The sequence below is a fragment of the Streptomyces sp. NPDC059740 genome (assembly GCF_042733155.1).
Lineage (GTDB): Bacteria > Actinomycetota > Actinomycetes > Streptomycetales > Streptomycetaceae > Streptomyces.
This window is the reverse complement of record NZ_JBHWGP010000001.1, coordinates 623,199-643,999: the sequence shown is the minus strand read 5'-3', so window position 1 is coordinate 643,999 and position 20,801 is coordinate 623,199. Positions and strand designations below refer to the sequence as shown.

Sequence of the window (20,801 nt, the reverse complement as noted above, 5' to 3'; positions counted from 1 at the left end):
GGCCCGAGGCCATGAGGTCGCCGGCCTGGTAGGCCCTGTTCTCCCGAAGCTGCCGCGAAGTGACAAGTAACTTAGCGTGTCGTTAGGGCCTTTACTTCTGTGCAGGTTCAGGAACCTCACCGCCGGTGAGGGCGGCGAAGTCGGCGTGGGCCTGTTCGATGGCTTCCGGGTACGCCGCCCGTTTCTCGTGCTCGGCGAGCGCCCGGTAGATGCTGGCAACGGAGGGGTTCTGTCCCTTGCGCTTGCCGGTGGGGATGATCAGGTCGGGCTGGATCTGCTCGACGGACTCGCCGCCCGCGCGGCGGCGGAGCACGGTGTGGAGCATGTCGTCGGTGATGACTGGCGGTCGGCCGCCGTACTTGCCCTTGCGGGCCGCGGTGTCGAGCCCTTCCAGGGTCGACTCGCGGATGTTCTCCCGCTCGGTCTCCGCCATCGCTGCGAAGAACGCGAACAGCAGCTTGCCCGGGCCGGTGGGGTCGTAGATGCCGGGCAGGGGACCGGCGAGCATCTCCAGGACCAGGCCGTGGGCGGTGAGGTGGTCGGCGAGCGCGGTGAGCTCGGCGGCGTCGCGGCCGAGGCGCTTCATCTCGTAGACGGTGAAGATGACCCGGCAGTGCGGGGCGTGCGCCTTGACCTCCCGCGCCGTCCGCAGCGCCTCCTCGAACTTCGGGCGGACGCGGACGCGGGTGCTGATCTTCTCGCTGAAGATCTTGTCACGGGGGATGCCGTGCTTGCTGAGCGCGTCGAGCTGGGAGTCGAGTTCCTGCCCGAGCGTCGAGCACCGTGCGTACCCGATGCGGATGTCCGCGCTCGGCAGGTCCGGGTCGATCGGCGCCGGCGGCGGGGTGCCCGGACGCCACGGCCGGCCCGGTCCGCGGTCGGCGGGGGTCGGCACCCGCAACGCCTTCTTCAGCCGGGGCACCATCGTGAAGCGGCGGGTGTGGTAGGCGGAGGCGACCGCGCCGCCGCGCGAGCGGCACGGCGAGCCGGGCCGCGCGTCACACTTCGGACAGGCGTGCTGTTCGACGTCGTCCGCGTCCGACCGGTCGGACACGGACGGCTGCTGAGGGGCCGTCATGGCCCCGGATTTTCGCACAATGCAAGTCTCAGAAGGGGGTCCGTCCCGCTTTTAAGTGAGAACGTGTTCTGAGATCGAATCCGGGTCCGGTTAGGGTCCGGCGGCCCGTGATTGATCTTGCTCGTGCAAAGGACCGTTTGTGAGAGCGTCGAGAGCCCCTCTACGCGCTTCGCTCGTGGCACTTCCCGTACCGCGACTGTGTGCACCCGTATTCGTCGGGGGTGCGCACGTCGATGACGGTCAGCTCGTGCAGGCGTGCAGCGGCCTGACGGTGAGGGCGGTGGTGGGGGCCAGAGGGATTTTCCTTCGCTCGGTTGGGGTTACCCCTTCGATAGGATACCCAAGGGGGTATCTCGAAGGAGTGTGGGTTGTGGAACTGGCGATGGCGGCTGAGGAACTGAAGACGGTGGTCAACCGGCTGCGCCGGGCGCAGGGTCAGATCGCCGGTGTGATCAAGATGATTGAGGAGGGGCGGGACTGCGAGGACGTCGTCACCCAGCTCGCCGCGGCGTCCAGGGCTCTGGACAAGGCCGGTTTCGCGATCATCGCCACGGGGCTGCAGCACTGCCTGACCGATGCGGACATGGCTGCTTCCGGTGACCGGGAGCAGATGCGTACTCGGCTGGAGAAGCTGTTCCTTTCTCTGGCCTGAGCTGTGGTGCCGCGACGCCGGATCACCCGCCCGGTTCGGAGCGGTTGGCCCCATGGCCTGGCATGTGAAAGGGGAGGGATCCGGAGCCGGATCCCTCCCCTTTGTGGTGTGGTTCAGCGGTTGCGCAGTGCGGCCAGTGTGTTGTCGAGGTCGGCGGCGCGGGGGCGGTTGTGGGGGAGCTTGGCGAGCATGGCGGCCATGCCGCAGGTGTTGGTCAGGGCGGAGAAGACCAGACCGCCCGCGATGCCGGCGGAGATGAGCTGGAAGGCGGGGTGGACGACGAGCCCGAGCAGCAGGCCGAGCAGCACGATCACTCCTGCGGTGAGTCTCACCTGCCGTTCCATTCCCCAGGTGGCACGGGAGGCGCCCTGGGGGCGGTGGAGCTCGTGGCCGTCGGCCGCCCAGGCGCCGGTGCCTCCCGACAGGGTGGCGGCGGTGATGCCGTTCTCCGCGAGGATCTTGCAGGCGTTCTCGGAGCGGGCGCCCGAGGCGCAGACGACCAGGACGTCGCCGCGGTCGGTGGCGTGCCGGATGTCGGGCAGCGCGCGCTGGATCTGGTCGAGGGGGATGTTGAGCGCGCCGGGGAGATGGCCGCCGGCGTATTCACCGGGGGTGCGCACGTCGATGATGGTCAGTTCGTGCAGGCGGGTGCGCGCCGCGTCGGTGGCGAGGGCCGTGGGGGTGGTCATGGCAGATGTCATCCTTGCGTGTCGGAGTGTGGTGGAGCTTGATCTGGCGGGAGCCGGACTGAAAGCGGTCCTGAGATGCGCGTCGGCTGGGGAAGCGCTCCCGGCCCCTGTTCCTGAGCTGTTGACGGCCCTCGTGTTCAGATGATCACGTCGACGAGCATGAAGGCCGCCACCGCCAGCAGGACACTGGCGAAGATCTTCTGAAGGGTGGTGCCGGAGATCTTCGTCGCGAGGCGTTTGCCGTCCCAGGCGCCGAGGATCGCGGCTCCGGTGAAGGGGCCGATGATCTCCCAGTGGAGCCCGCCACCGGTGCCGGTGCGAGCGGCGAGCGCGGCGAGTGAGTTCACCGTGATGACGAGCAGGCTGGTGCCCACCGCCCGCCGCATGGCCAGTCCCAGGACGCTCACCAGGGCGGGCACGGCGAGGAATCCCCCACCCACCCCCAGAAAGCCCGTCACGGTGCCCAGGCCGGCGCCGGCGCCGGCCGCCTTGCCGGGACGGATCCGGTCCGGCGGCTCGGACGTGGACGGACGCAGCATGCGCAGGGCCGCCAGCGCGGCGACGACCGCGAACGCCGACGTCAGTACCGCTTCGGGCAGGCTCCCGGCGACAGCCCCCGCGAGGAAGGCGGGGACGATGCCCGCCGCGGCGAACAGCGCCCCTGTCTTCCATGCCACGTTCCCGTCGCGGGTGTGGGCGTACAGGGCGGTGGCGGAGGTGGCGGTGACGATGATCAGGCTGGCGGTGGTGGCGGCGGCCGGAGTGAAGCCGAGCAGGTAGATCAGTGCCGGTACGGCAAGGACGCTGCCGCCGCCGCCGAGGGCTCCGAGGGCGAGACCGATGACGGCCCCGGCGATGAGGGCGAGAACGAGTACGGTCACGCTATCCGGCCGCTGTTCCCGCGTTCATCGACGACCGGGTGCCCGGCGGCGGCCCACGCGTTCATGCCGCCTTCCACGTCCACCGCCTGCGCTCCGCGCTCGGCGAGGAGCTTGGCCGCCTGCTGGGAGCGGTGCCCGCTGCGGCAGATCACCACCAGCGGACGCCCCTCAGCTTCAGCGGGCAGGGTGGCGCCGGCGACCAGTTTCGTCAGCGGTACGTGGACGGCGCCCGGGGCGTGGCCCGCGGTCCATTCGGGCTTCTCACGCACGTCCAGCAGGACCGCATCAGGCCGGTCGCCGCTGGTACGGCTGCGTGCCTCGTCGACCGTGACACGGGGCCCGTTTCGGCGAAAGAGGAACATCACACGCTTCCTTCCTTGCGGGTGGGCGGACTCAGGCGGAGGCCAGGGGCAGCCCGGCTTCCGTCGCGGCGTCGAAGTCGTCGTCGACGGCGACCACGTCGCGGCCGGCGGCATCGAGCAGGGAGGCGGCGATCGCCGCGCGCATCCCGCCGGCGCAGTGCACCCACACCGTCCCGTCCGGCACCTCGCCGATACGGCCGTGCAGCTCGTGGATCGGGATGTGGACCGAGCCCTCGATGTGGCCGCCCGCACGCTCTGAGTCCCGTCGCACGTCCAGAACGACGACGTCGTCGCCGCGCTTACGGATGTCAGCGAGGTCGGCGAAACGGGCGCGGGGGAAGGAGGCGAGCTGCTCCCCCTCCCGGATCCAGCCGGCCGGGTCGCCGGTGGCTGCGGCGGCCGGGCGGTCGATGCCCACCCGCGCAAGCTCCCGCTGCGCGGCGGCGATCTGCTCCGGGGTATCGGCGAGCAGGGTGACGGGCTTGCCCCAGGGGATCAGCCAGGCCAGGTAGGTGGCGAGCTTTCCCTCGCCCTCGAAGTTGAACGACCCGGCCACGTGCCCCTCGGCGAAGGCCATGCGGCTGCGCAGGTCCACCACCCACTCACCCGCGGCCAGCCGGGAGGCGATCTCCTCGGCGTCCGCGAGCCTCGGCGGGGTGAGATCGACCGGCGCCGGGCCCGCGGCGTTGGCCGGGCCCATGTGCGCGTAGTAGGCGGGCACGTCGTCCAGCCCGGCGAGCATCTGGGCGACGAAGGTGTCCACATCCAGGGTCAGCGCGTCGTTGATCTCGCGTTCCTTGCCGATCGTGGTCGCGTCCCCCTCGGCCTGGGCGGAGGAGCAGAAGCTGCCGAACCCGTGGGTGGGCAGGACCGGCACCTCGTCGTCCAGCTCGTCGGCCAGGCGGTGGGCGGAGGCGTACTGGGCTCGGGCCAGCTGCTCGGTCAGTCGTGGCTCGACCAGGTCGGGGCGGCCGACGGTGCCGATGAGCAGCGACCCTCCGGTGAACGCCGCCACACCGCGTCCGTCCTCGGTGAGGGCGTAGGAGGTGTGGTGCGGGGTGTGCCCGGGAGTGGCGATTGCCCGCAGCACCAAGCCCTCGTCCACCGTCACGGTGTCGCCGTCGGCGACAGGGGTGCGGTCGAAGGACACCTGTGCCCCGGCCGGAACCAGGTACTGGGCGCCGGTGACGCGGGCCAGTTCCAGGCCGCCGGTGACGTAGTCGTTGTGTACGTGGGTCTCTGCCACGAAGGCGATACGCACCCCGCGGCGGGCCGCCGCGGCGATGACCTGGTCGATGTCGCGCGGCGGGTCGACGACCACTGCGGCATGGGGCCCGCCGGCCAGGTAGCTCCGGTTGCCCAGACCCTCGAACTCCAGGGTGTCAACGAAGAACACGGCTCACGACTCCTCTCGGACAATTTACCCCGGGGGGTATCTGACGCTCACCATAACAGCTATACCTGGGGGGGTATTCCATGCATGGAAACCACCCCGCTCAAGGCGCCGCCTCGCGCCCTGCGGGTACCCGGCGGGGTATAGAGGAATCAATCGTTCCGCACTATCCGGGAGTGTCCGTGTCCTACGACCGCACCGTCCGCCTGGCCGCCACCGACTTCGACACCGCCGTCACTGCCGTACGCAAGGCCCTGGCCGACCAGGGATTCGGCATCCTCACTGAAATCGACGTGGCGGCCACCCTCAAGGCGAAGCTCGGCCACGACATGGAGGACTACCTGATCCTGGGCGCCTGCAACCCGCCGCTCGCGCACCGGGCCCTGGAGGCCGACCGCTCCATCGGCCTACTGCTTCCCTGCAACGTCGTCGTACGCCGCGACGGTGACCAGATGCTCGTCCAGGCCCTCGACCCGGGCACCATGGTCACCCTCACCGGCCTCGACACCCTCAAGCCCGTCGCCGACGAAGCCACCGCCCGACTCGACGCCGCACTCAGCGCCCTGGCCGCCACCTGACCTCTCCCCCCGTTCGGCATCCGGCCGACCCCGGCACGCCCCTGGTACATCTGCCGGCTTCCAGCCGGTCGGCCGGAAGCCGGCCGGCCCGCGGGTTTTCAGGGTGCCGATCCGGCCGCACTGGCCGCCGCCGGCCGTGCGGTTTCCGCCTCGGGCGCGGTGCGGGGGCCGGGCACCGAGGCCGCCGCGGCACATCGGCGAGCACCCCGCCCTGTGCCTGGCGCCCTGCGCCGTCCGGCCCGGACAGCAGCGCCGGGGCGCGGGCTCCGCGGCCGTCCGCGCTGCCCTGGCGGCGGCCCGTGAGCGGGGCGAACGCCATGTCGTCGTCCTCGGGCACCCGGGCTACTACCCGCGGTTCGGCTTCGGCCGGGCCCTTGACCACGGCATCGGGCTGAGCATCGAGGTCCCCGACGAGGCGCTGATGGCCCTCAGCCTCGACCCGGACCACCCGCTGCCCGGCGGCACCGTCCGCTACGCCGCACCGTTCGGCATCTGACGGGCCCCCAAGGGGGCCCGGCCCCCGCGGGGGCACCGCGCACGGGGCGCCCGGCGAGCGCGTCACCGCCCCCGCCCACAGCGCCCCTGCCCCTGCCCGGCCTCCGGCGGCCCGGGGGCCCCGGAGGTTCCGGCTGTCCCGGCGGCCCCGTGTGTCCCGCTACTGGATCGCGATCGTCTTCCCGCTGCCCGGACGCGGGTCGTCGGACGAGCCGTTCGCCGAGCCGCCGGCGCCCGCCGTGCCGCGCTGCGCCGGGTTGCCGAGGTTCTGGCGGACGGAGTCCAGGATGGTCAGGCCCTGACCGACCAGGCCCGCGGCGATCTCGCCCAGACCGTCGGCGCCGTTGAGGACGTTGACGTTGGCGCCCTGGAGCCCCGCGGACGCCTCCTTGACGATCTGCGGGAGCTGGTCGATGACCATGCGGTCCAGCGCCACCCGGTCGTAGGACGCGGCAGCGGCAGCCTGGATGCGCATCCGCTCCGCCTCGGCCGTCGCGAGCACCTTGATGCGCTCGGCCTCCGCCTCTGCCGGCTTGACGACCTCGGCGACCAGCTGCTCCTCGCGCAGCGCCGCAGCCCGCTGCGCCAGCTCGGTCTGCGCAGCCAGCACCTCCTGCTGGGCGTGGGCCTGGGCCAGCGGGCCCGCCTGCGCCGCCTCCGCCTGCGCCCGGTCCACCTCGGCGTTGTACCGGGCCTGGACGACGGCGGTCTGCCGGGCGTACTCCGCCTGCTGGCGGGCCGCCTCCTGCTGGGCCTCGGAGGCCGCCTGGGTGGCCTGGGCCTGGGCGATCTGGGCCTGCCGCTGGATGGCGGCCTTGTGCGGGGCCGACATCGCCTCGATGTAGCCGGTGTCCCCGTCGTCGATCGACTGGATCTGGAAGGAGTCGACGATCAGGCCGATCTTCGCCATCTCCGCCTTGGAGGTGTCCAGCACCTCCGTCGCCAGCTTCTGCCGCTCGGTGACGATCTCCTCGACCGTCATGGAGCCGATGATGGCGCGCAGGTGACCGGCGAAGATGCGCCCGGTGAGCACCGCCATCTGGTCCTGCTCGGACAGGAAGCGCTGACCGGCGTTGACGATGGACTCCGTGTCGTTGCCGACCTTGAAGGCGATGACGGCCCGTGCCGTCAGCGCGATGCCCTGCTTGGTCACGCAGGTCTCCACCACCTCCGCCTCGCACATGGCGAGCGTCAGGAAGCGGACCTTGCGGAAGACCGGCAGGACGAACTTGCCGTGGCCGGTGACCACCCGGAACGGCGCGCCCCCCTGCCCGCGCCGACCGCCCGAGATCAACATGGCCTGGTCCGGCGACGGAACGCGATAACCGAACATGGTTCTTGGTCTCCTCACCTCGTGCCGTGGTCAGCCGGCGTCATCAGCCAACTGGTCCAGCACGTCCAGAGGGTCGGCCCACGCGATGACGTCGACCTGGCGGGCACCTCGTGCAGAGGTGACCAGTACCGTCGCCCCGGCCGGCAGTCGCTCGTCGCACCAGGCGAGGTACGTCTCCGTCCCACCCCTGACCCGTACCAGGACCTCGCCGGGACCCGAGGCCGCACGCGTGCCGATGACCAGCACCCCCGTGTGACCGATCACGGCCTCATCCGACGTCATGGACGCCGCCCCCTCGTTCATTTCCTCGTGTGACGACAGTAGCGCCCGGCCGTCGCGGGGAGGAGGGAGCGTGCCACAGGAATCCGACCACCCACCCGCCGGACGACGCGGGGAGGGACAGCGGGAGGGACACCGGGAGAGACACCGGGAGAGACAGCGGGAGGGACACCGCGACGGGTGCCGGTAGGCGCGAAGGGGAGAAGGGCACTCAGGACGGACGTCGGAACGCGATAGCCGAGCGCATACTTGACTGACCGTTCTGGAAAGCTCTACGTTCCCTCCATGGCCAGAACCAAGGAGTTCGATCCTGACGCGGCGCTCCAGTCGGCCCTTGAGCTGTTCTGGCGACGGGGCTACGAGGCGACGTCCGTCACGGATCTCGTCCAGCACCTGGGCATCGGCCGGGCCAGCCTCTACGCGACCTTCGGCAGCAAGCACGAGCTGTACCTGAAGGCCCTGGACCGGTACGCCGAGACGCGCGACCCCCAGCTCCTGGACGAGCTGTACCGGCCGGGCCCCGCTCTTCCCGGGGTGCGGACGGTGGTCCGGCGGTTCGCCGCGGAGGCCGTCGCTCCGGAGACCCGGGGGGACGGTTGCCTGGTCACCAACACCGCCGCGGAGCTGGCCTCCCGCGACCCCGACGCGGCCCGCCGGGTCGAGGTCAGCTGGGAGCGCCTGGAGACCCTGCTGCACTCCGCCCTCGTACGGGCTCAGGCCCAGGGTGAGCTGCCCGAGCACCGCGACCCGCGCATGCTGGCGCGCATGCTGCTCGTCCTGCTCCAGGGCGTCCGGGTCGTCGGCAGGACCTCGGGCGATCCGAGCCGGGTGCGGGACGCGACCGAACAGGCACTGGCCCTGCTGGCCTGAGTCTCCCGCGCCGGCCCCGCGCTCCCCCCGCACGCCCGCCTGGACCTGGCCCCGGCGCATCTGTCCTGGCTGCCGGTCACGCCGTCACCAGCCCCTCTCACATGCCGGCGCGTCCACGCGTCGGCAGGCCCACTCACCCGCCCACCCCTTCGTCCTCACGTCCGGATTCTGAACCGTACGGTCAAGAATCCGGGAGACCCGCCCACCAAGACCTGCCCACCAGAGTTCTCACGGGAGTTCACCACCATGCACCGCTTCACCGGCAAGTCCGCCCTCGTCACCGGCGCGGGTTCCGGGCTCGGTCGCGCGATCGCGCTCGCCCTCGCCGCCGAGGGGGCGTCGGTCGTCGTCGCCGGCCGCACCGCCGCACCCCTCGACGAGACCGTCGGCCTCATCGCGGCAGCCGGTGGTACGGCTGCTGCCGTCACCGTCGACGTCACCGACTCCGACCGTCTGCGCGACCTCGTGAGCGAGTCCGTCACCCGCTTCGGCGGGCTGGACATCGCCGTCAACAACGCCGGGATACTGCGCGGCAGGGCGCCTGCCGGGGAGGTGAGCGAGGAGGACTGGGACGCGGTGCTGCGCACCAACGTCACAGGAGTCTGGCTGGCGATGAAGCACGAGATCGCCCACATGAAGGAGAACGGCGGCGGCGCCATCGTCAACATCTCCTCCAGTCTCGGCGCCCACCTGCGGATACCGAACCTCGCCGCCTACATCACCTCCAAGGCGGCCGTCTCCGCGCTGACCCGTGCTGCCGCTCTCGACCACATCCACCAGGGCGTCCGCATCAACGTGGTCAGCCCGGGTTCCGCAGTCGCTCCCATGTCGCTGCAGCCCGGCGAGACCGAGGCGGAGCGCGCGGAGCGGGTCCGGACGGAGAACCCGCTGGGCCGGCTCGCGGAGGCCGAGGAGGTGGCAGCCGCCGTCCTCTACCTCGCCTCGCCCGCTGCCGGCTCGGTCGTCGGCACGGACCTGGTCATCGACAGCGGTGCCTCTGCCTGACGGCCGTACGGGCAGCAGGACGACAGCAGGACGACCGCCCACGGCCGGACGGACAGCGGAACGCCCCCCCCGGCCGGGCGGACAGCGGGACGACTCCCCCGGCCGAACGGGTGAGGGCCGGGGCGGGCGTGCCCGCCCCGGCCTGGTCGACCCGGTACGTCCCTGGCGTCCCACGGGTGGCGGGCGGGTGCCGGACGCCGGTGCTCGGGCGCCCGGCTGCTGGTCCCCGCGGTGATCTTTTGCGGCCCTTCAGGGCACCCTCTAGCTTGGGGTGACGGCTTCCTCCGCCCTCGGCGCCGCCCCACCGGGTGACGCCTCGTGACCAAATCGACAGCCGCCTGCCGTCGTGTCTCGCCGCCCCCGGGGCACGAGAACCGGGCCGGTCCCCTCAGGCCCGGCGCTGGTTCCTCGTCCCGGAAGCCACTGGAGGACCTTTCATGTCATCCATGCCGCCCGACGCCCGCGCCGGGGACACCGCACAACAGGAGGCGGTGCGCCCCCCCGCCGCGGACCATCCGGTGCCGCACCGGTGGCTGGTGCTCACGGTCATCGGGCTCGCCCAGCTCATGGTGGTGCTCGACGCCACGATCGTGAACATCGCGTTGCCGTCGGCGCAGCGGGCGCTCGACTTCAACAACGACGGCCGGCAGTGGATCATCACCGCCTACTCCCTGGCCTTCGGCAGCCTCCTGCTGCTGGGCGGCCGGCTGGCGGACTTCTTCGGGCGGCGGCTGACGTTCGTCATCGGCCTCATCGGTTTCGCCGCGGCCTCCGCTCTGGGCGGCGCCGCCCAGAGCTTCACCATGCTGGTGGTGGCCAGGGCCCTGCAGGGCATGTTCGGCGCGCTGCTCGCGCCGTCCGCGCTCTCCCTGCTGACCACGACCTTCACCGACCCGCGCGAACGCTCCAAGGCCTTCGGCATCTTCGGTGCCATCGCCGGTTCCGGCGGCGCCATCGGCCTGCTGCTCGGCGGCATCCTCACCGAGCACCTGAGCTGGCGGTGGACGCTCTACGTCAACGTGCTCATCGCCGTAGTCGCGGTCATCGGCGCCATGATCTTCCTCCACCGCCAGCCCCGGACGCAACGGCCCCGGCTGGACCTGCTCGGCACGCTGCTGGCGGCGGCCGGCGTGTTCTGCCTCGTCTTCGGCTTCTCCCGGGCGGAGACGAAGTCCTGGGGTGACGTCAGCTCCTGGGCCTTCCTGGTCGCCTGCCCGGTCCTGCTCGCCCTCTTCGTCCTGCGGGAGCACAAGGCACGCCACCCGCTGCTGCCGCTGCGCATCCTCGGCGACCGCAACCGGGGCGCCTCCTTCATCAGCGTCTTCCTCGCCGGCTCCGGCATGTTCGGCGTCTTCCTGTTCCTGACGTACTACCTGCAGACGACGCTGAAGTACTCACCGGTCCAGACGGGCCTGGCGTTCCTGCCGATGGTCGTGATGCTGACGATCGTCGCCCAGCTCGCGATCAACCTCCTCATCCCCCGCATCGGCCCGAAGCCGGTGGTGCCCGTCGGCATGATCCTCGCCGGGGGCGGCATGGCGTGGCTGACCCGGCTGGGGCTGCACAGCACCTACCCCGCACACGTGCTGCCGCCGCTGCTGGTGCTGGGCGCCGGCCTGGGCCTGGTCTTCCCGCCGGCCATCTCGCTGGCCACCCTCGGCATCCGGGCCAAGGACCAGGGCGTGGCCTCGGCGACCGTCAACACCATGCAGCAGGTGGGCGGTTCCATCGGCACGGCACTGCTCAACACCCAGGCGGCGTCCGCAGCCGCCCGCTACGCGTCCAGCCATGCCCGGTCCCGGACGCTGGGGGCCCGCGCCGCGCTGCACAGCTACGGCGTGGCCTTCTGGTGGGCGGCCGGAGTCTTCGCGCTGGGCCTGGTCATCACGGTCTTCCTGTACCGGGCGGGACGGCCGCAACAGCTGGTGCCGGGCGGTGCCGTCCCCGAGAACAACGGCGCGAACGACACCGACGGCCACCCCGGGCAGGCCCCCGGCGACGACCGGTCCGCGGCCGGCGACCACCCCACCCACCGCCGTGACCTGGGCGCCGGCCACCCGGCCCCGGAGGGCGTCGGCCCGGCGGCAGGGGTGGGCAGTGGTGCCTCCGCGGTCGGGGCGGGGAGCGGCGCGGCAGGTGGTGCGGCGGTCGGTGCTGCGGCGGTCGGCCGGTTCGGTGCGACGGGCATCCGTGGCCGGGTCCTCGCGGACGGCGGCGCCCCCGTGGCGCGTGCCGTGGTCACCCTCATCGACGCGGGCGGCGGGCAGTTGGGACGCACCTCGGCCGAGCCGGACGGCACCTACCTCCTCCAACCCCCCGACCGCGGCACCTACGTGCTGGTCGGCTCCGCGCCCGGGCACCGGCCGCAGGTCGCGACCGTCACCGTCGACCACGAGCCCGTCGAACAGGACCTCGTCCTGACGGCTGCCGGCGGGCTCACCGGGACCGTCCACTCCGGCGGCGTCCCCGTCCCCGAAGCCCTGGTCGTCGCCACCGACGAGCGCGGCGAGGTCACCCAGTCGACGACCACCGAGGTCAACGGCGCGTACCAGCTCGCGGCACTGGCCCCCGGGTACTACACCCTCACCGTCTCCGCGCCCGGCCACCAGCCCTCGGCCGAGGCGGTCTCGGTCTCCGAAGCGGCCCCGACCCACCACGACGTGGCGCTGGCCCCGGCCGCGACGGTCCGCGGCACCATCCGTGACCGCCGCGGCCGTCCGCTGCCCGACGCCCAGGTCACCCTGTTGGACCGGTCCGGCACCGTGGTGGGCCGGCACCTCACCGGCGAGGACGGCGCCTATGCCTTCGGGGACCTGGCGGCCGGCGACTACACCGTCGTGGCCAGCGGCTACCCGCCGGTGACCAACCCGCTCTCCGTGGTCGGCCAGGGCGGCGACGGCTACGACTTCACGCTGAGCCATGAGGAACAACCGCCCGGGGCCTGACCCGAGGAACGCCCGGGGCCTGCCCCCGACAACCGCCACCGTCACCGCCGACTCACCGTCACGCGTCCTCGCCCACCAGGGCGGGGCGCAGGACGGCCTCCGAGGCGGGGCCCGGAGGCGCACGGTGCTCTGCGGAGCAGACTCCGAGCGTGGTTCCACGTGAAACATCCGGGCCGGAGTGAGAGGGACCGACCGTCCGCTCCTGGTTCCCCTCCCGGCGGCGCCCGTACTTCCGACCCAGGACAGGGCGGGGCACCGGGCCGGGCAGGGGGCCGAAAAGCTCTCCCGCCCGGCGCGCACCCGTCCTACCGTGAGCCCATGTCCTCAGACGCCGTCCCCTCCGGCACCACCCGCCCCGACGCCGCACCGGCCGAGACCACCGGGCCCCCCGCTCCGGCCGCACTCGACGAGGCCGTGCTCCTCACGCCCTCTCCCGCGCGGACCCCGGAACCCCGGACCGAGGAGCCGAGCCGACACCCGTCACCCCAGCCGATACGTGTCCTGCTGCGCCCGGCCGCCCTCTCCGACGCCGCTGCGCTCGCCGCCGCCTACCTGCGCAACCGGGAGCACCTGGCCCCCTGGGAGCCGCCCCGGGAGGAGTCGTTCTACACCGCCACGCATCAGGAGCAGCGACTCGCCATCCTGCTGGAAGGCCGCGCCGCAGGTCAGGCCATGCCCTGGTTGCTGGTGACGGACGGCCCCGACACCCCCCACGACCGCCCCGCCGCTCCGGCCGCCGCCCCGACGAGCGCCCCGGGTGCCGCCACCAGCACCGCTCCGGCGGCCGATGCGGGCACCGCTCCGCCGGCCGAGGGGTCCGGCCCTAGGACCGGTGAACGCGTCGTGGGCGCCGTGACCTTGCAGGGCATCGTCCGCGGTCCCGCGCACTCCGCCACACTCGGTTACTGGGTCGACGCCGCCCTCACCCGCCGTGGCCTGGCGAGAGCGGCGGTGACGCAGGTGTGCCGGCTGGCCGACACCGCGCTGGACCTGCACCGCCTCCAGGCCGGCGCCGTCACGCACAACACCGCCTCGCAACGGGTGCTGGAGCGCAGCGGTTTCGAGCGGTACGGCCTCTCCCGCCAGCACCTGTGGGCCGACGGCGCCTGGCGGGACACCGTCCTCTACGAACGCATCCTCAACGACCGTCCGCTCAACTGAGCTCCCGCCAGCCCCCTTGCGAGAGCCCCTTCCGGCCGGTCAGCGTCGCTCACTCACCGTGCCGCACCCCTACGGTGCTGCTCGCTCCCAGTACCGCCCGCCCCGGCGTCGCCCACGCTCAGCGGCCCCCGCTGGTCAGACGGATGTCCCAGCGTTCCCGCAGCAGGGCGTGGCCGGCCTCCGTGACGTCGAGGCCACGGCCCGAGCGGTGCCGGACCACCCATCCGGCCTGGAGGAACCGCTGTCCGACGGCGGCACCGACCGCCCCGGCCAGGTGCGGGCGGCGCTCGGTCCAGTCCAGGCACGCCCGGGTCGTCGTCCGGCGGGCCGAGACCGCGGCGTCGACATCGACCCCGAGGGACCAGAGTCCCGCAGCACCCTCGGCGGTCAGGGCGAGTGCGTCGCGGTCGGTGAGCCACCCGGCCCCGACCCATGCGTCGGCCAACGCCATGCCGAGGCGTCCCGCCAGGTGGTCGTAGCAGAACCGGGCGGTGGCCAGGTGCTCGGCCTCCCGGCAGCGGCGGTACCCGGCCACCGGCGTGGGGGCGGTCAGCGAGCCCAGGGCCTCCAGCGCCGCGGCGACCTCGGCGTCCGCGAGCCGGTAGTAGCGGTGCCGGCCCCGCGCGGTGCACGTGACCAGGCCGGCTTCGACGAGGACGGTCAGGTGTTCGCTGGCGCTGGACGCGGCCACTCCGGCAGCCCGCGCCAGTTCGCCCGCCGGGCGGCTGGTGCCGTCCATGAGCAGGTTCAGGAACACCGAACGCGCCGGCGTGGCCAGTGCCTTGCCGACGGCCGTGAAGTCCCGGTCCCGGTGCACGGGCTCGACACCCTCGGCCGAGTGGTCACGGACCCCAGGCCCGGGCACGACGCCGACGGCCGGATGGCCATGGCTCCCGGGCACGGGCTCGTTGCCGTCGGCTGAGGAGTCACGGTCCCTGTACATGAGCCCGACGGTACGACGGGGAGAGTTCGGCCGCCGCCGAAACGTCCCGACAGTACCGTCCGTCCATGACGACGCACTCGTACCTGACGCGCCTGCGCTGGAGCGGCTCGACCGCCGACGGCGTCCGCGGCTACTCCCGCGACCACACGGCCGTCGCGCCACCCGCTGCGGCCGAGATCTCCCTCAGCGCCGACCCGGCCTTCCGCGGGACCCCGGAGCTGCTCAACCCCGAGCAGCTCGTGGTGACGGCCGCGAGCTCCTGCCAGTTGCTCTCCTTCCTCGCCGTGGCGGCCCGTGCCGGAGTGACCGTGCTGGCCTACGAGGACGAGGCCACCTCCCACCTGGACCTGACCGCGGGACCAGCCCGGCTCGGCACGATCCGCCTGGCCGCCACGGTGCGGGTCGCCCCCGGTACGGACCACGACCTGGTACGCGAGCTCGCCCACCAGGCCCACCAGGAGTGCTACGTCGCCAACAGCCTCGCCGTCCCGGTCGAGGTGACCACCACGGTGGTCACGGCGTGAGCGGGCGGATGCAGGACCTGGAGGTCGAACTCGCCGACCGCCCCGGAGCCCTGGCCGACCTGGGGGAGGCGCTCGGCCGCGCCGCGGTCAGCCTGGAGGGCGGCGGCGTCTTCACCCACGACGGACGCGCGGTCGCGCACTACCTCGTCGGCGACGGGGCCCGCGCCCTGGCCGCCGTGCGGGCCGCTGGGATCGCGCCGGCCCGCACCCACGAGGTCGTCCTGACCCGCCTGGACCAGGAGGCCCCCGGTCAGCTCGGCACCCTCGCACGCCGCCTCGGGGAGGCCGACGTCAACATCCTGGTGCAGTACAGCGACCACGCGGGCAGCCTCGTCCTGATCCCCGAGCCGGACCACACCGACCGGTGCCGGGTCGTGGTGTACGCCTGGGAGGCGGCGCTGCCGCCGCGAGGCGTACGCGCGGACGTGCTCGCGGACGCCTCGGCTGCTCACCGCACCGCGGCAACGGGGTCCGGCCCGAGGACGGACAGCAGGCGCAACGCCTCCTCGGACGACGTACCGGGGACGGCGGTGTAGAGGACGAGGTGCTGGTCCTGCTCGGTGAGGGCGAGGGCGTCACAGTTGACGGCGACCGGACCGACCAGCGGGTGGTGGAACACCTTGTGCAGGGTGGGCTCGGTGCCCACGTCGTGGGCGGCCCACAGCCGGCGGAACTCCGCACGGCCCGAGCGGAGCTCACCGACCAACTCAGCGACCTCCGGGTCGTCGGGGTAGCGGGCGGCGACGGCGCGCAACCGCCGGACCGCGTTGCGGGCGAACGCCTCCCCGTCGGAGAGTCCGTAGAGGTGACTCTCCCGTCGGTGCGGTCCGAGGAAGGCCCGGCGGGCCAGGTTGCGGTCCCGCCGCGGGAGAAGGGAGAAGTCCTCCATCAGCGCGGCGGCCAGCGCGTTCCAGACGAGCACCTCGAACATCGCGGACACCACGGTCGCCGCGGTCATGGGCAACCGGTCCAGCAGGGCGAGGATGCTCGGGCGCACCTCCCGCGACGGGCCGGACCGCAGGCTCTGCGGGGCTCCGGCGAGGTGGTGGAGGTGGTCCTGCTCGGCGTCCGAGAGGCACAGCGCGCGAGTGAGGCCACCGAGGACCTCGCGGGAGGGGCGGGGACCGCGGGCCTGCTCCAGCCGTGTGCAGTACTCGACGGAGAGGAAGGCCGGCTGCGCCACCTCCTCAGCGGTACGGCCGGCTTGACGTCGCCTTCAACAACGGCGCGACGTTCTCCCCGCCCGGTCCGCTGGGCCAGGTGCGGGTGGCCGATTTCGACCGGGTCTACGCCGTGAACCTCAGGGGATCGTGGCTGGCCATGGCCGCCGAGGTGGCAGCCATCCGGGCGACCGCGCGGACAGGGGCCATCGTCAACAACTCCTCCGTCGGCAGCCTGCTGGGCAACCCGGGGCTGCCGGCCTACGGAGCGATGAAGCGCGCGGTCAACAGCCTCACCGAGTCGGCCGCCGTCACCTACGGCCCGGAGGGCATCCGCGTCCACGCGATCGCCCCCGGCGGCACCCTCACGGAGATGATGCGCGCCTGGGAGGAGGCCACGCCGGGCGTCCTCGCACGCGCCGATGCGCTCACCGCGCTGCGCCGCATGGCCGCTCCGGAGGAGATCGCCCAGGCAGCCGTCTGGCTCCTGAGCGACCGTGCCTCCTACGTGACAGGCGCGGTGCTCCCCGTCGACGGCGGCGCGCCGGCCTGAGCGGGACGCCGCCGCGCGAGCCGGGGCCGGGACGCCACCGCGCAAGCCGGGCGTGCACCGCTCCGGCCCCCGGAACCGCCCGCGCGTGCCGGCCGCCGGCCGCCTTCGGTGCGGTCCGGGCGCCCCGGCCGCTGTCCACTGCCACGGCGTGCCGTCGGTAATGACAACGGTCACCGGTGCAGCCTTTGGATTCGTCGGCGATCTGCGGTTGCATTACGGCGTACGCCCGTTTCTCCAGCACGGTGCGCGACCGGAGGAACACGTCGGGACGGCCGTGCACCGGTCGGGAAGGGAGCGAGCGATGGGCGGGCAGCCGCACGAGCGAGGGCGCCCCGAGCGCCGCCCGGACGCCGCCCCCCGCGGCGCCACGCCGGTGCGCGCCCCCGACCGTCCGGCAGGCGCGAACCACTCCGCCCCGGAGGCCCCCGGCCCTGCCGCCGGCCGCGTCCACAGCCACAGCCACGGGCACGGGCACCACGGCCACTCGCACGGTGTCGCGGCCGACGCCGACCGCCGGTGGCTGCGGGCCGCGCTCGCGCTGATCACCACGTTCATGGTGGGCGAGGTCGTCGTCGGCTTCGCCGCGGGATCGCTCGCCCTGATGTCGGACGCCGCGCACATGCTGACCGACGCCGCCTCCATCGCCCTCGCCCTCCTGGCGATGCGGCTGGCCGCCCGCCCGGCGCGCGGCGGCTTCACCTACGGCCTCAAGCGCGCGGAGATCCTCTCGGCCCAGGCGAACGGCATCACCCTGCTGGTGCTCTCGGTCTGGCTGGGCTACGAGGCGGTGCTCCGGCTGATCTCGCCGCCCGAGGTGACCGGCACCCTGGTGGTGGTCACCGCCCTCGTCGGGATCGTGGTGAACCTCGCCGCAACCTGGTGTCTGGCCCGCGCCAACCGCTCCAGCCTCAACGTCGAGGGCGCCTACCAGCACATCCTCACCGACCTCTTCGGCTTCGTGGCCACCGCGGTCGCCGGCGGGGTGGTGCTGGTGACCGGCTTCGCCCGCGCCGACGCCCTGGCCACCCTCCTGGTGGTGGCGCTGATGCTGCGGGCCGGCACCGGACTGGTCCGTGACTCCGGCCGGATCTTCATGGAGGCGGCACCCAGCGGCATCGACCCGGACGCGCTCGGCGACCGGCTGGCCACCTCCGACGAGGTCCGCGAGGTCCACGACCTGCACCTGTGGGAGATCACCTCGGGCGAGCCCGCGCTGTCGGCCCACGTCCTGGTGGCCCCCGGCGGCGACTGCCACAAGGTGCGCCGCCGCCTCCAGGAGCTGCTGCGCGACGAGTACGCCATCACCCACGCCACCCTCCAGGTCGACCACCTCGGCGAGCGCACCGGGGACGACGGACTGCTGCGCATCGGCTCCGCCCCCGCCGGGGCCACCGCCCTCCCACCCGAGGACCACTGCGAGGACAGCCACGGCCCGGTGCACCGCCGCGGCCCGCACCCGCACTGATCCCCGCGCCGCCTGACCACCGGCGGCCTGCCACTCCGTCAGCCCGCTCCTCCCCCAGCCCGCTCGTCCCCTCCGGCCGCTCGTCCTCCGGCCGCTCTCCCGGCAGCCCATGCCCGCCCGCCCGCGTCTGCCTCACCCGCCCGGGCCACCCCGCTCGCGCCGCACGCCGAGCCGGGCTTGGGTGGAATCCGGCTGTCGGCGTGAGGGAGGACGGAAGGGCAGTGAGCGTACCCACCCGGTTCGGCGCCGCCGCCCCGCCCCTGGACGCCGCCCCCGGCGGAGGTCAGGGCCGCCGTCGTCCCCGACGTCCCCGGTTGCCGGGCCCGGCGGCGGTGCGCCGCGCCCGTGCCCTGTGCGGCGGGTTCCTGCTGCTGGCCGCGACGCTCCTCCTGCCGTTCGCCGTGACCACCGTGTGGGCCCGCACCGAACTGACCCACACCGACCGCTACGTCACCGCGGTGTCCCCCCTCGCCCACGACCGCGACGTGCGGGACGAGATCGTCACCGGCACCACCGACGGCCTGATGGCCCACGTCCACCTCGACGGGCTGCTGCGGGTCGTGCCGCCCGCCCAGCGCCCCGCGGTGCGGGCCCGGTTCACCGCCGGCATCCGCGAGTTCGTCGACCGGCAGGTCAGGGCGGCCGTGACCAGCAACCGCTTCCCCGCCATCTGGCGCCAGGGGCACCGCTCGGCCCACGCCTCACTGATCCGCTCGCTCTCCGACACCTCCGGCCGGCCCGCCGCGCCGGTCACCTTCGACCTCGGCCCGGTCCTGCGCCAGGTCCGCACCCAGATCGCCCACGACGGCCTGGGCGCCGGGCTGACCCGGCAGATCCCGGAGATCAACGCCGTGGTGACGGTGCTGCCGGCGCGTGATGTGGCCCGGGCGCGCACCGCCTACCAGGAACTGTGCACGGCGGGCAGCACGCTGCCGCTGGCGACGGCCGGCTGCCTCCTGCTCGGGCTGCTGGTCTCCCCGCGCCGCAACCGGGCCCTGTCCCTCACCGCGCTGGGCGGGGCGAGCGCCACGGCCCTGCTCGTCGCGGCCCTCGCCTACGTCCGCGTCCGCCTCCTGGCCGCCCTGCCGGACCCGGCCGCCCGGCCGGCCGCCGCCGCGTTCTGGGACGCCCTCACCGGCTCGCTGCGCACCACGCTGTGGCTGACCGTCGTCCTGGGCGTGGGCACGGCACTGGCACTGCGGCTGACCAGCCGGGACGGTGGACGCTTCCTGCGCCAGTGGTGGCGCCTGCCCGGCGAACCGCCCCGCCACCCACGACGCTGACCGGCGCAGGCACGCCCCCGGGCGCCGGGCGGCACCCGCGAACGCCCAACACCCGGCCTCGGAGCAGGGACACGGGGAACGCCAGCGCGGGCCAGGAGCACGCGAGTGCGCGGGCCCGGAGCACGCGAGCGCGGGCGCGAGGCCCACAGCCCCAGCGCCCGCGCCCGCACCCGCACCCGCACCCGCACCCGCACCCTGGCGGACGGGTACTCAGAACACCACGACGGTCTTCCCGCGGGCCCGCCCCGAGCGGCTGGTCTCCAGCGCCTCCGGGGCCTCCTCCAGCGGGACCTCGTCGCTGACCAGGACGGTCAGCCGGCCCGCGTCGAGCTGGTCGGCGAGGATCTCCAGCAGCTCGGGCGAGGGACGGTTGACGAAGTTGAAGCCGCGCAGCTCCCGGTCGGTGAGCAGGTCGACGTCGGCCGAGCCGATCGTGGAGACCGCGGTTCCGCCCTCCCGCACCACGCGCAGCAGGTCGGTGAACTCCGCCGGGTCGCTGACCAGGTCGATGAGGACGTCCACCCCGTCCGGGTGCGCCTGGAGGAGCTGCTCGACGAGTGAGCCCTCGGTGTGGTCGATGGTGGCGGCGGCGCCCATGTTCCGCATCAGGTCGGCGTTGACCGTCCGGGCGCTGACAATGACCTCGGCACCGCGGGCCGCCGCGAGCTGGGTGACGAAGGTGCCCACGCCGCCGGTGCCGCCCACCACCAGCAGCCGCTTGCCGCCGCCCGAGCGGGTCTCCTCCACCAGGTTGTAGGCCGTGGTGCCGGCCGTCGGGACCGCGGCCGAGGTGGCGTAGGTGATGCTGCGCGGCGCGTGCGCCACCTCGGTCTCCAGGGCCAGTGCGTACTCGGCGTAGGAGCCGCCGCCCTTGCCGGGCAGGGAGAAGCGGCCGTAGACCGCGTCGCCCGGCGTGAACGACCGCACGCCCTCACCGACCTCGGCGACCTCGCCGGACCCGTCGACCCCGAGGATCAGCGGAAAGGAGTACTCGGCGACGTCCTTGAACAGGCCGTCCGCGATCTTCCAGTCGACCGGGTTCAGCCCGGCGGAGGCCATCCGCACCAGCACCTCCCCCGGCCCCGGTTCGGGTTGGGGCAGGTCCATGAGCTGAGGCTTCTCGCCGAAAGCGGTGACTGCAACGGCTCTCAT

The 20,801-nt window shown here is 73.3% G+C and carries 19 protein-coding genes and 4 pseudogenes; 13 read left to right on the top strand and 10 right to left on the bottom strand.

Annotated features, from left to right (window positions below; genetic code table 11):
* Positions 1 to 91: 91 nt before the first annotated feature.
* On the bottom strand, positions 92 to 1,078 hold the full coding sequence (locus ACFV3R_RS02495; RefSeq protein WP_385573964.1) for a recombinase family protein: 987 nt from the start codon (positions 1,076 to 1,078) through the stop codon (positions 92 to 94).
* A 370-nt stretch (positions 1,079 to 1,448) separates the two neighbouring features.
* Between ACFV3R_RS02495 and ACFV3R_RS02490 the strand changes: the two genes are divergently transcribed.
* Positions 1,449 to 1,730 (top strand): metal-sensitive transcriptional regulator, encoded by a 282-nt coding sequence (locus ACFV3R_RS02490; RefSeq protein ID WP_010358257.1) that lies wholly within the window; start codon positions 1,449 to 1,451, stop codon positions 1,728 to 1,730.
* 113 nt (positions 1,731 to 1,843) lie between these two features.
* On the opposite strand, the gene ACFV3R_RS02485 is transcribed toward ACFV3R_RS02490, so the two are convergent.
* From ACFV3R_RS02485 to ACFV3R_RS02470, 4 genes are all read right to left on the bottom strand, one after another.
* Complete coding sequence (locus ACFV3R_RS02485; protein ID WP_385573960.1) at positions 1,844 to 2,419, bottom strand: rhodanese-like domain-containing protein; 576 nt, start codon at positions 2,417 to 2,419, stop codon at positions 1,844 to 1,846.
* Between the two features lie 137 nt (positions 2,420 to 2,556).
* Positions 2,557 to 3,300, bottom strand: a complete 744-nt coding sequence (locus ACFV3R_RS02480; RefSeq protein ID WP_385573957.1) for a sulfite exporter TauE/SafE family protein — start codon at positions 3,298 to 3,300, stop codon at positions 2,557 to 2,559.
* On the bottom strand, positions 3,297 to 3,662 hold the full coding sequence (locus ACFV3R_RS02475; RefSeq protein WP_385573954.1) for a rhodanese-like domain-containing protein: 366 nt from the start codon (positions 3,660 to 3,662) through the stop codon (positions 3,297 to 3,299). The genes ACFV3R_RS02480 and ACFV3R_RS02475 overlap by 4 nt, the downstream gene beginning before the upstream one ends.
* 31 nt (positions 3,663 to 3,693) lie before the next feature.
* Complete coding sequence (locus tag ACFV3R_RS02470; RefSeq protein WP_385573951.1) at positions 3,694 to 5,058, bottom strand: rhodanese-like domain-containing protein; 1,365 nt, start codon at positions 5,056 to 5,058, stop codon at positions 3,694 to 3,696.
* Between the two features lie 179 nt (positions 5,059 to 5,237).
* Here ACFV3R_RS02470 and ACFV3R_RS02465 point away from each other — a divergent pair, with 179 nt between their 5' ends.
* On the top strand, positions 5,238 to 5,633 hold the full coding sequence (locus ACFV3R_RS02465) for a DUF302 domain-containing protein (protein WP_385574260.1): 396 nt from the start codon (positions 5,238 to 5,240) through the stop codon (positions 5,631 to 5,633).
* Positions 5,634 to 5,823: 190 nt separating this feature from the next.
* Positions 5,824 to 6,129, top strand: a pseudogene (locus ACFV3R_RS02460) (GNAT family N-acetyltransferase); the annotation flags it as partial.
* Between the two features lie 159 nt (positions 6,130 to 6,288).
* Here ACFV3R_RS02460 and ACFV3R_RS02455 read toward each other — a convergent pair.
* Positions 6,289 to 7,461: an SPFH domain-containing protein gene (locus ACFV3R_RS02455; RefSeq protein ID WP_385573948.1), complete on the bottom strand. Its 1,173-nt coding sequence runs from the start codon at positions 7,459 to 7,461 to the stop codon at positions 6,289 to 6,291.
* A gap of 30 nt (positions 7,462 to 7,491) precedes the next feature.
* Positions 7,492 to 7,743 (bottom strand): NfeD family protein, encoded by a 252-nt coding sequence (locus ACFV3R_RS02450; RefSeq protein ID WP_385573945.1) that lies wholly within the window; start codon positions 7,741 to 7,743, stop codon positions 7,492 to 7,494.
* Positions 7,744 to 8,025: 282 nt separating this feature from the next.
* On the opposite strand from ACFV3R_RS02450, the gene ACFV3R_RS02445 reads away from it, so the two are divergent.
* The 5 genes and pseudogenes from ACFV3R_RS02445 (at position 8,026) to ACFV3R_RS02425 (ending at position 13,721) form a co-directional block, all read left to right on the top strand.
* Positions 8,026 to 8,610: a TetR/AcrR family transcriptional regulator gene (locus ACFV3R_RS02445; protein ID WP_385573941.1), complete on the top strand. Its 585-nt coding sequence runs from the start codon at positions 8,026 to 8,028 to the stop codon at positions 8,608 to 8,610.
* A 246-nt stretch (positions 8,611 to 8,856) separates the two neighbouring features.
* Positions 8,857 to 9,615, top strand: a complete 759-nt coding sequence (locus ACFV3R_RS02440; protein ID WP_385573938.1) for an SDR family NAD(P)-dependent oxidoreductase — start codon at positions 8,857 to 8,859, stop codon at positions 9,613 to 9,615.
* A gap of 437 nt (positions 9,616 to 10,052) precedes the next feature.
* A pseudogene (locus ACFV3R_RS02435) lies at positions 10,053 to 11,531 on the top strand (MFS transporter); the annotation flags it as partial.
* A 9-nt stretch (positions 11,532 to 11,540) separates the two neighbouring features.
* Entirely contained in the window at positions 11,541 to 12,560 is a 1,020-nt protein-coding gene (locus tag ACFV3R_RS02430) for a collagen binding domain-containing protein (RefSeq protein WP_385574257.1), read from the top strand.
* Positions 12,561 to 12,878: 318 nt separating this feature from the next.
* Positions 12,879 to 13,721, top strand: coding sequence for a GNAT family N-acetyltransferase (locus ACFV3R_RS02425; RefSeq protein ID WP_385573935.1), 843 nt, complete (start codon positions 12,879 to 12,881; stop codon positions 13,719 to 13,721).
* Positions 13,722 to 13,839: 118 nt separating this feature from the next.
* Here ACFV3R_RS02425 and ACFV3R_RS02420 read toward each other — a convergent pair whose 3' ends face one another.
* Positions 13,840 to 14,664 carry an ArsR/SmtB family transcription factor gene (locus ACFV3R_RS02420; protein ID WP_385573931.1) on the bottom strand — a complete coding sequence of 275 codons (825 nt, stop codon included), beginning with the start codon at positions 14,662 to 14,664 and terminating at the stop codon, positions 13,840 to 13,842.
* A gap of 65 nt (positions 14,665 to 14,729) precedes the next feature.
* On the opposite strand from ACFV3R_RS02420, the gene ACFV3R_RS02415 reads away from it, so the two are divergent.
* Both ACFV3R_RS02415 and ACFV3R_RS02410 read left to right on the top strand, forming a co-directional pair.
* A complete protein-coding gene (locus tag ACFV3R_RS02415) occupies positions 14,730 to 15,188 on the top strand; it encodes an OsmC family protein (RefSeq protein WP_385573928.1) in 459 nt (152 codons plus the stop codon).
* Complete coding sequence (locus ACFV3R_RS02410; RefSeq protein ID WP_385573925.1) at positions 15,185 to 15,724, top strand: hypothetical protein; 540 nt, start codon at positions 15,185 to 15,187, stop codon at positions 15,722 to 15,724. The genes ACFV3R_RS02415 and ACFV3R_RS02410 overlap by 4 nt, the downstream gene beginning before the upstream one ends.
* Here the strand turns inward: ACFV3R_RS02410 and ACFV3R_RS02405 are convergent.
* Positions 15,637 to 16,404: pseudogene (locus tag ACFV3R_RS02405) on the bottom strand (helix-turn-helix transcriptional regulator); the annotation flags it as partial. The gene ACFV3R_RS02410 and the pseudogene ACFV3R_RS02405 overlap by 88 nt on opposite strands.
* Here ACFV3R_RS02405 and ACFV3R_RS02400 point away from each other — a divergent pair.
* The 3 genes and pseudogenes from ACFV3R_RS02400 to ACFV3R_RS02390 form a co-directional block, all read left to right on the top strand.
* A pseudogene (locus tag ACFV3R_RS02400) lies at positions 16,383 to 16,901 on the top strand (SDR family NAD(P)-dependent oxidoreductase); the annotation flags it as partial. The pseudogenes ACFV3R_RS02405 and ACFV3R_RS02400 sit on opposite strands and share 22 nt — an antisense overlap.
* A 301-nt stretch (positions 16,902 to 17,202) precedes the next feature.
* Positions 17,203 to 18,366 carry a cation diffusion facilitator family transporter gene (locus tag ACFV3R_RS02395; RefSeq protein WP_385573922.1) on the top strand — a complete coding sequence of 388 codons (1,164 nt, stop codon included), beginning with the start codon at positions 17,203 to 17,205 and terminating at the stop codon, positions 18,364 to 18,366.
* Between the two features lie 221 nt (positions 18,367 to 18,587).
* Positions 18,588 to 19,649: a hypothetical protein gene (locus ACFV3R_RS02390; protein ID WP_385573920.1), complete on the top strand. Its 1,062-nt coding sequence runs from the start codon at positions 18,588 to 18,590 to the stop codon at positions 19,647 to 19,649.
* 210 nt (positions 19,650 to 19,859) lie between these two features.
* Here ACFV3R_RS02390 and ACFV3R_RS02385 read toward each other — a convergent pair whose 3' ends face one another.
* Positions 19,860 to 20,801, bottom strand: coding sequence for an NADP-dependent oxidoreductase (locus ACFV3R_RS02385; RefSeq protein ID WP_385573916.1), 942 nt, complete (start codon positions 20,799 to 20,801; stop codon positions 19,860 to 19,862).

Coding starts and splice junctions, on each gene's coding strand:
- ACFV3R_RS02495 (WP_385573964.1), bottom strand. CDS start 1,078: ATGACGGCCCCTCAGCAGCCGTCCGTGTCCGACCGGTCGGACGCGGAC.
- ACFV3R_RS02485 (WP_385573960.1), bottom strand. CDS start 2,419: ATGACCACCCCCACGGCCCTCGCCACCGACGCGGCGCGCACCCGCCTG.
- ACFV3R_RS02475 (WP_385573954.1), bottom strand. CDS start 3,662: ATGTTCCTCTTTCGCCGAAACGGGCCCCGTGTCACGGTCGACGAGGCA.
- ACFV3R_RS02455 (WP_385573948.1), bottom strand. CDS start 7,461: ATGTTCGGTTATCGCGTTCCGTCGCCGGACCAGGCCATGTTGATCTCG.
- ACFV3R_RS02450 (WP_385573945.1), bottom strand. CDS start 7,743: ATGACGTCGGATGAGGCCGTGATCGGTCACACGGGGGTGCTGGTCATC.
- ACFV3R_RS02445 (WP_385573941.1), top strand. CDS start 8,026: ATGGCCAGAACCAAGGAGTTCGATCCTGACGCGGCGCTCCAGTCGGCC.
- ACFV3R_RS02440 (WP_385573938.1), top strand. CDS start 8,857: ATGCACCGCTTCACCGGCAAGTCCGCCCTCGTCACCGGCGCGGGTTCC.
- ACFV3R_RS02425 (WP_385573935.1), top strand. CDS start 12,879: ATGTCCTCAGACGCCGTCCCCTCCGGCACCACCCGCCCCGACGCCGCA.
- ACFV3R_RS02420 (WP_385573931.1), bottom strand. CDS start 14,664: ATGTACAGGGACCGTGACTCCTCAGCCGACGGCAACGAGCCCGTGCCC.
- ACFV3R_RS02415 (WP_385573928.1), top strand. CDS start 14,730: ATGACGACGCACTCGTACCTGACGCGCCTGCGCTGGAGCGGCTCGACC.
- ACFV3R_RS02395 (WP_385573922.1), top strand. CDS start 17,203: ATGGGCGGGCAGCCGCACGAGCGAGGGCGCCCCGAGCGCCGCCCGGAC.
- ACFV3R_RS02385 (WP_385573916.1), bottom strand. CDS start 20,801: ATGAGAGCCGTTGCAGTCACCGCTTTCGGCGAGAAGCCTCAGCTCATG.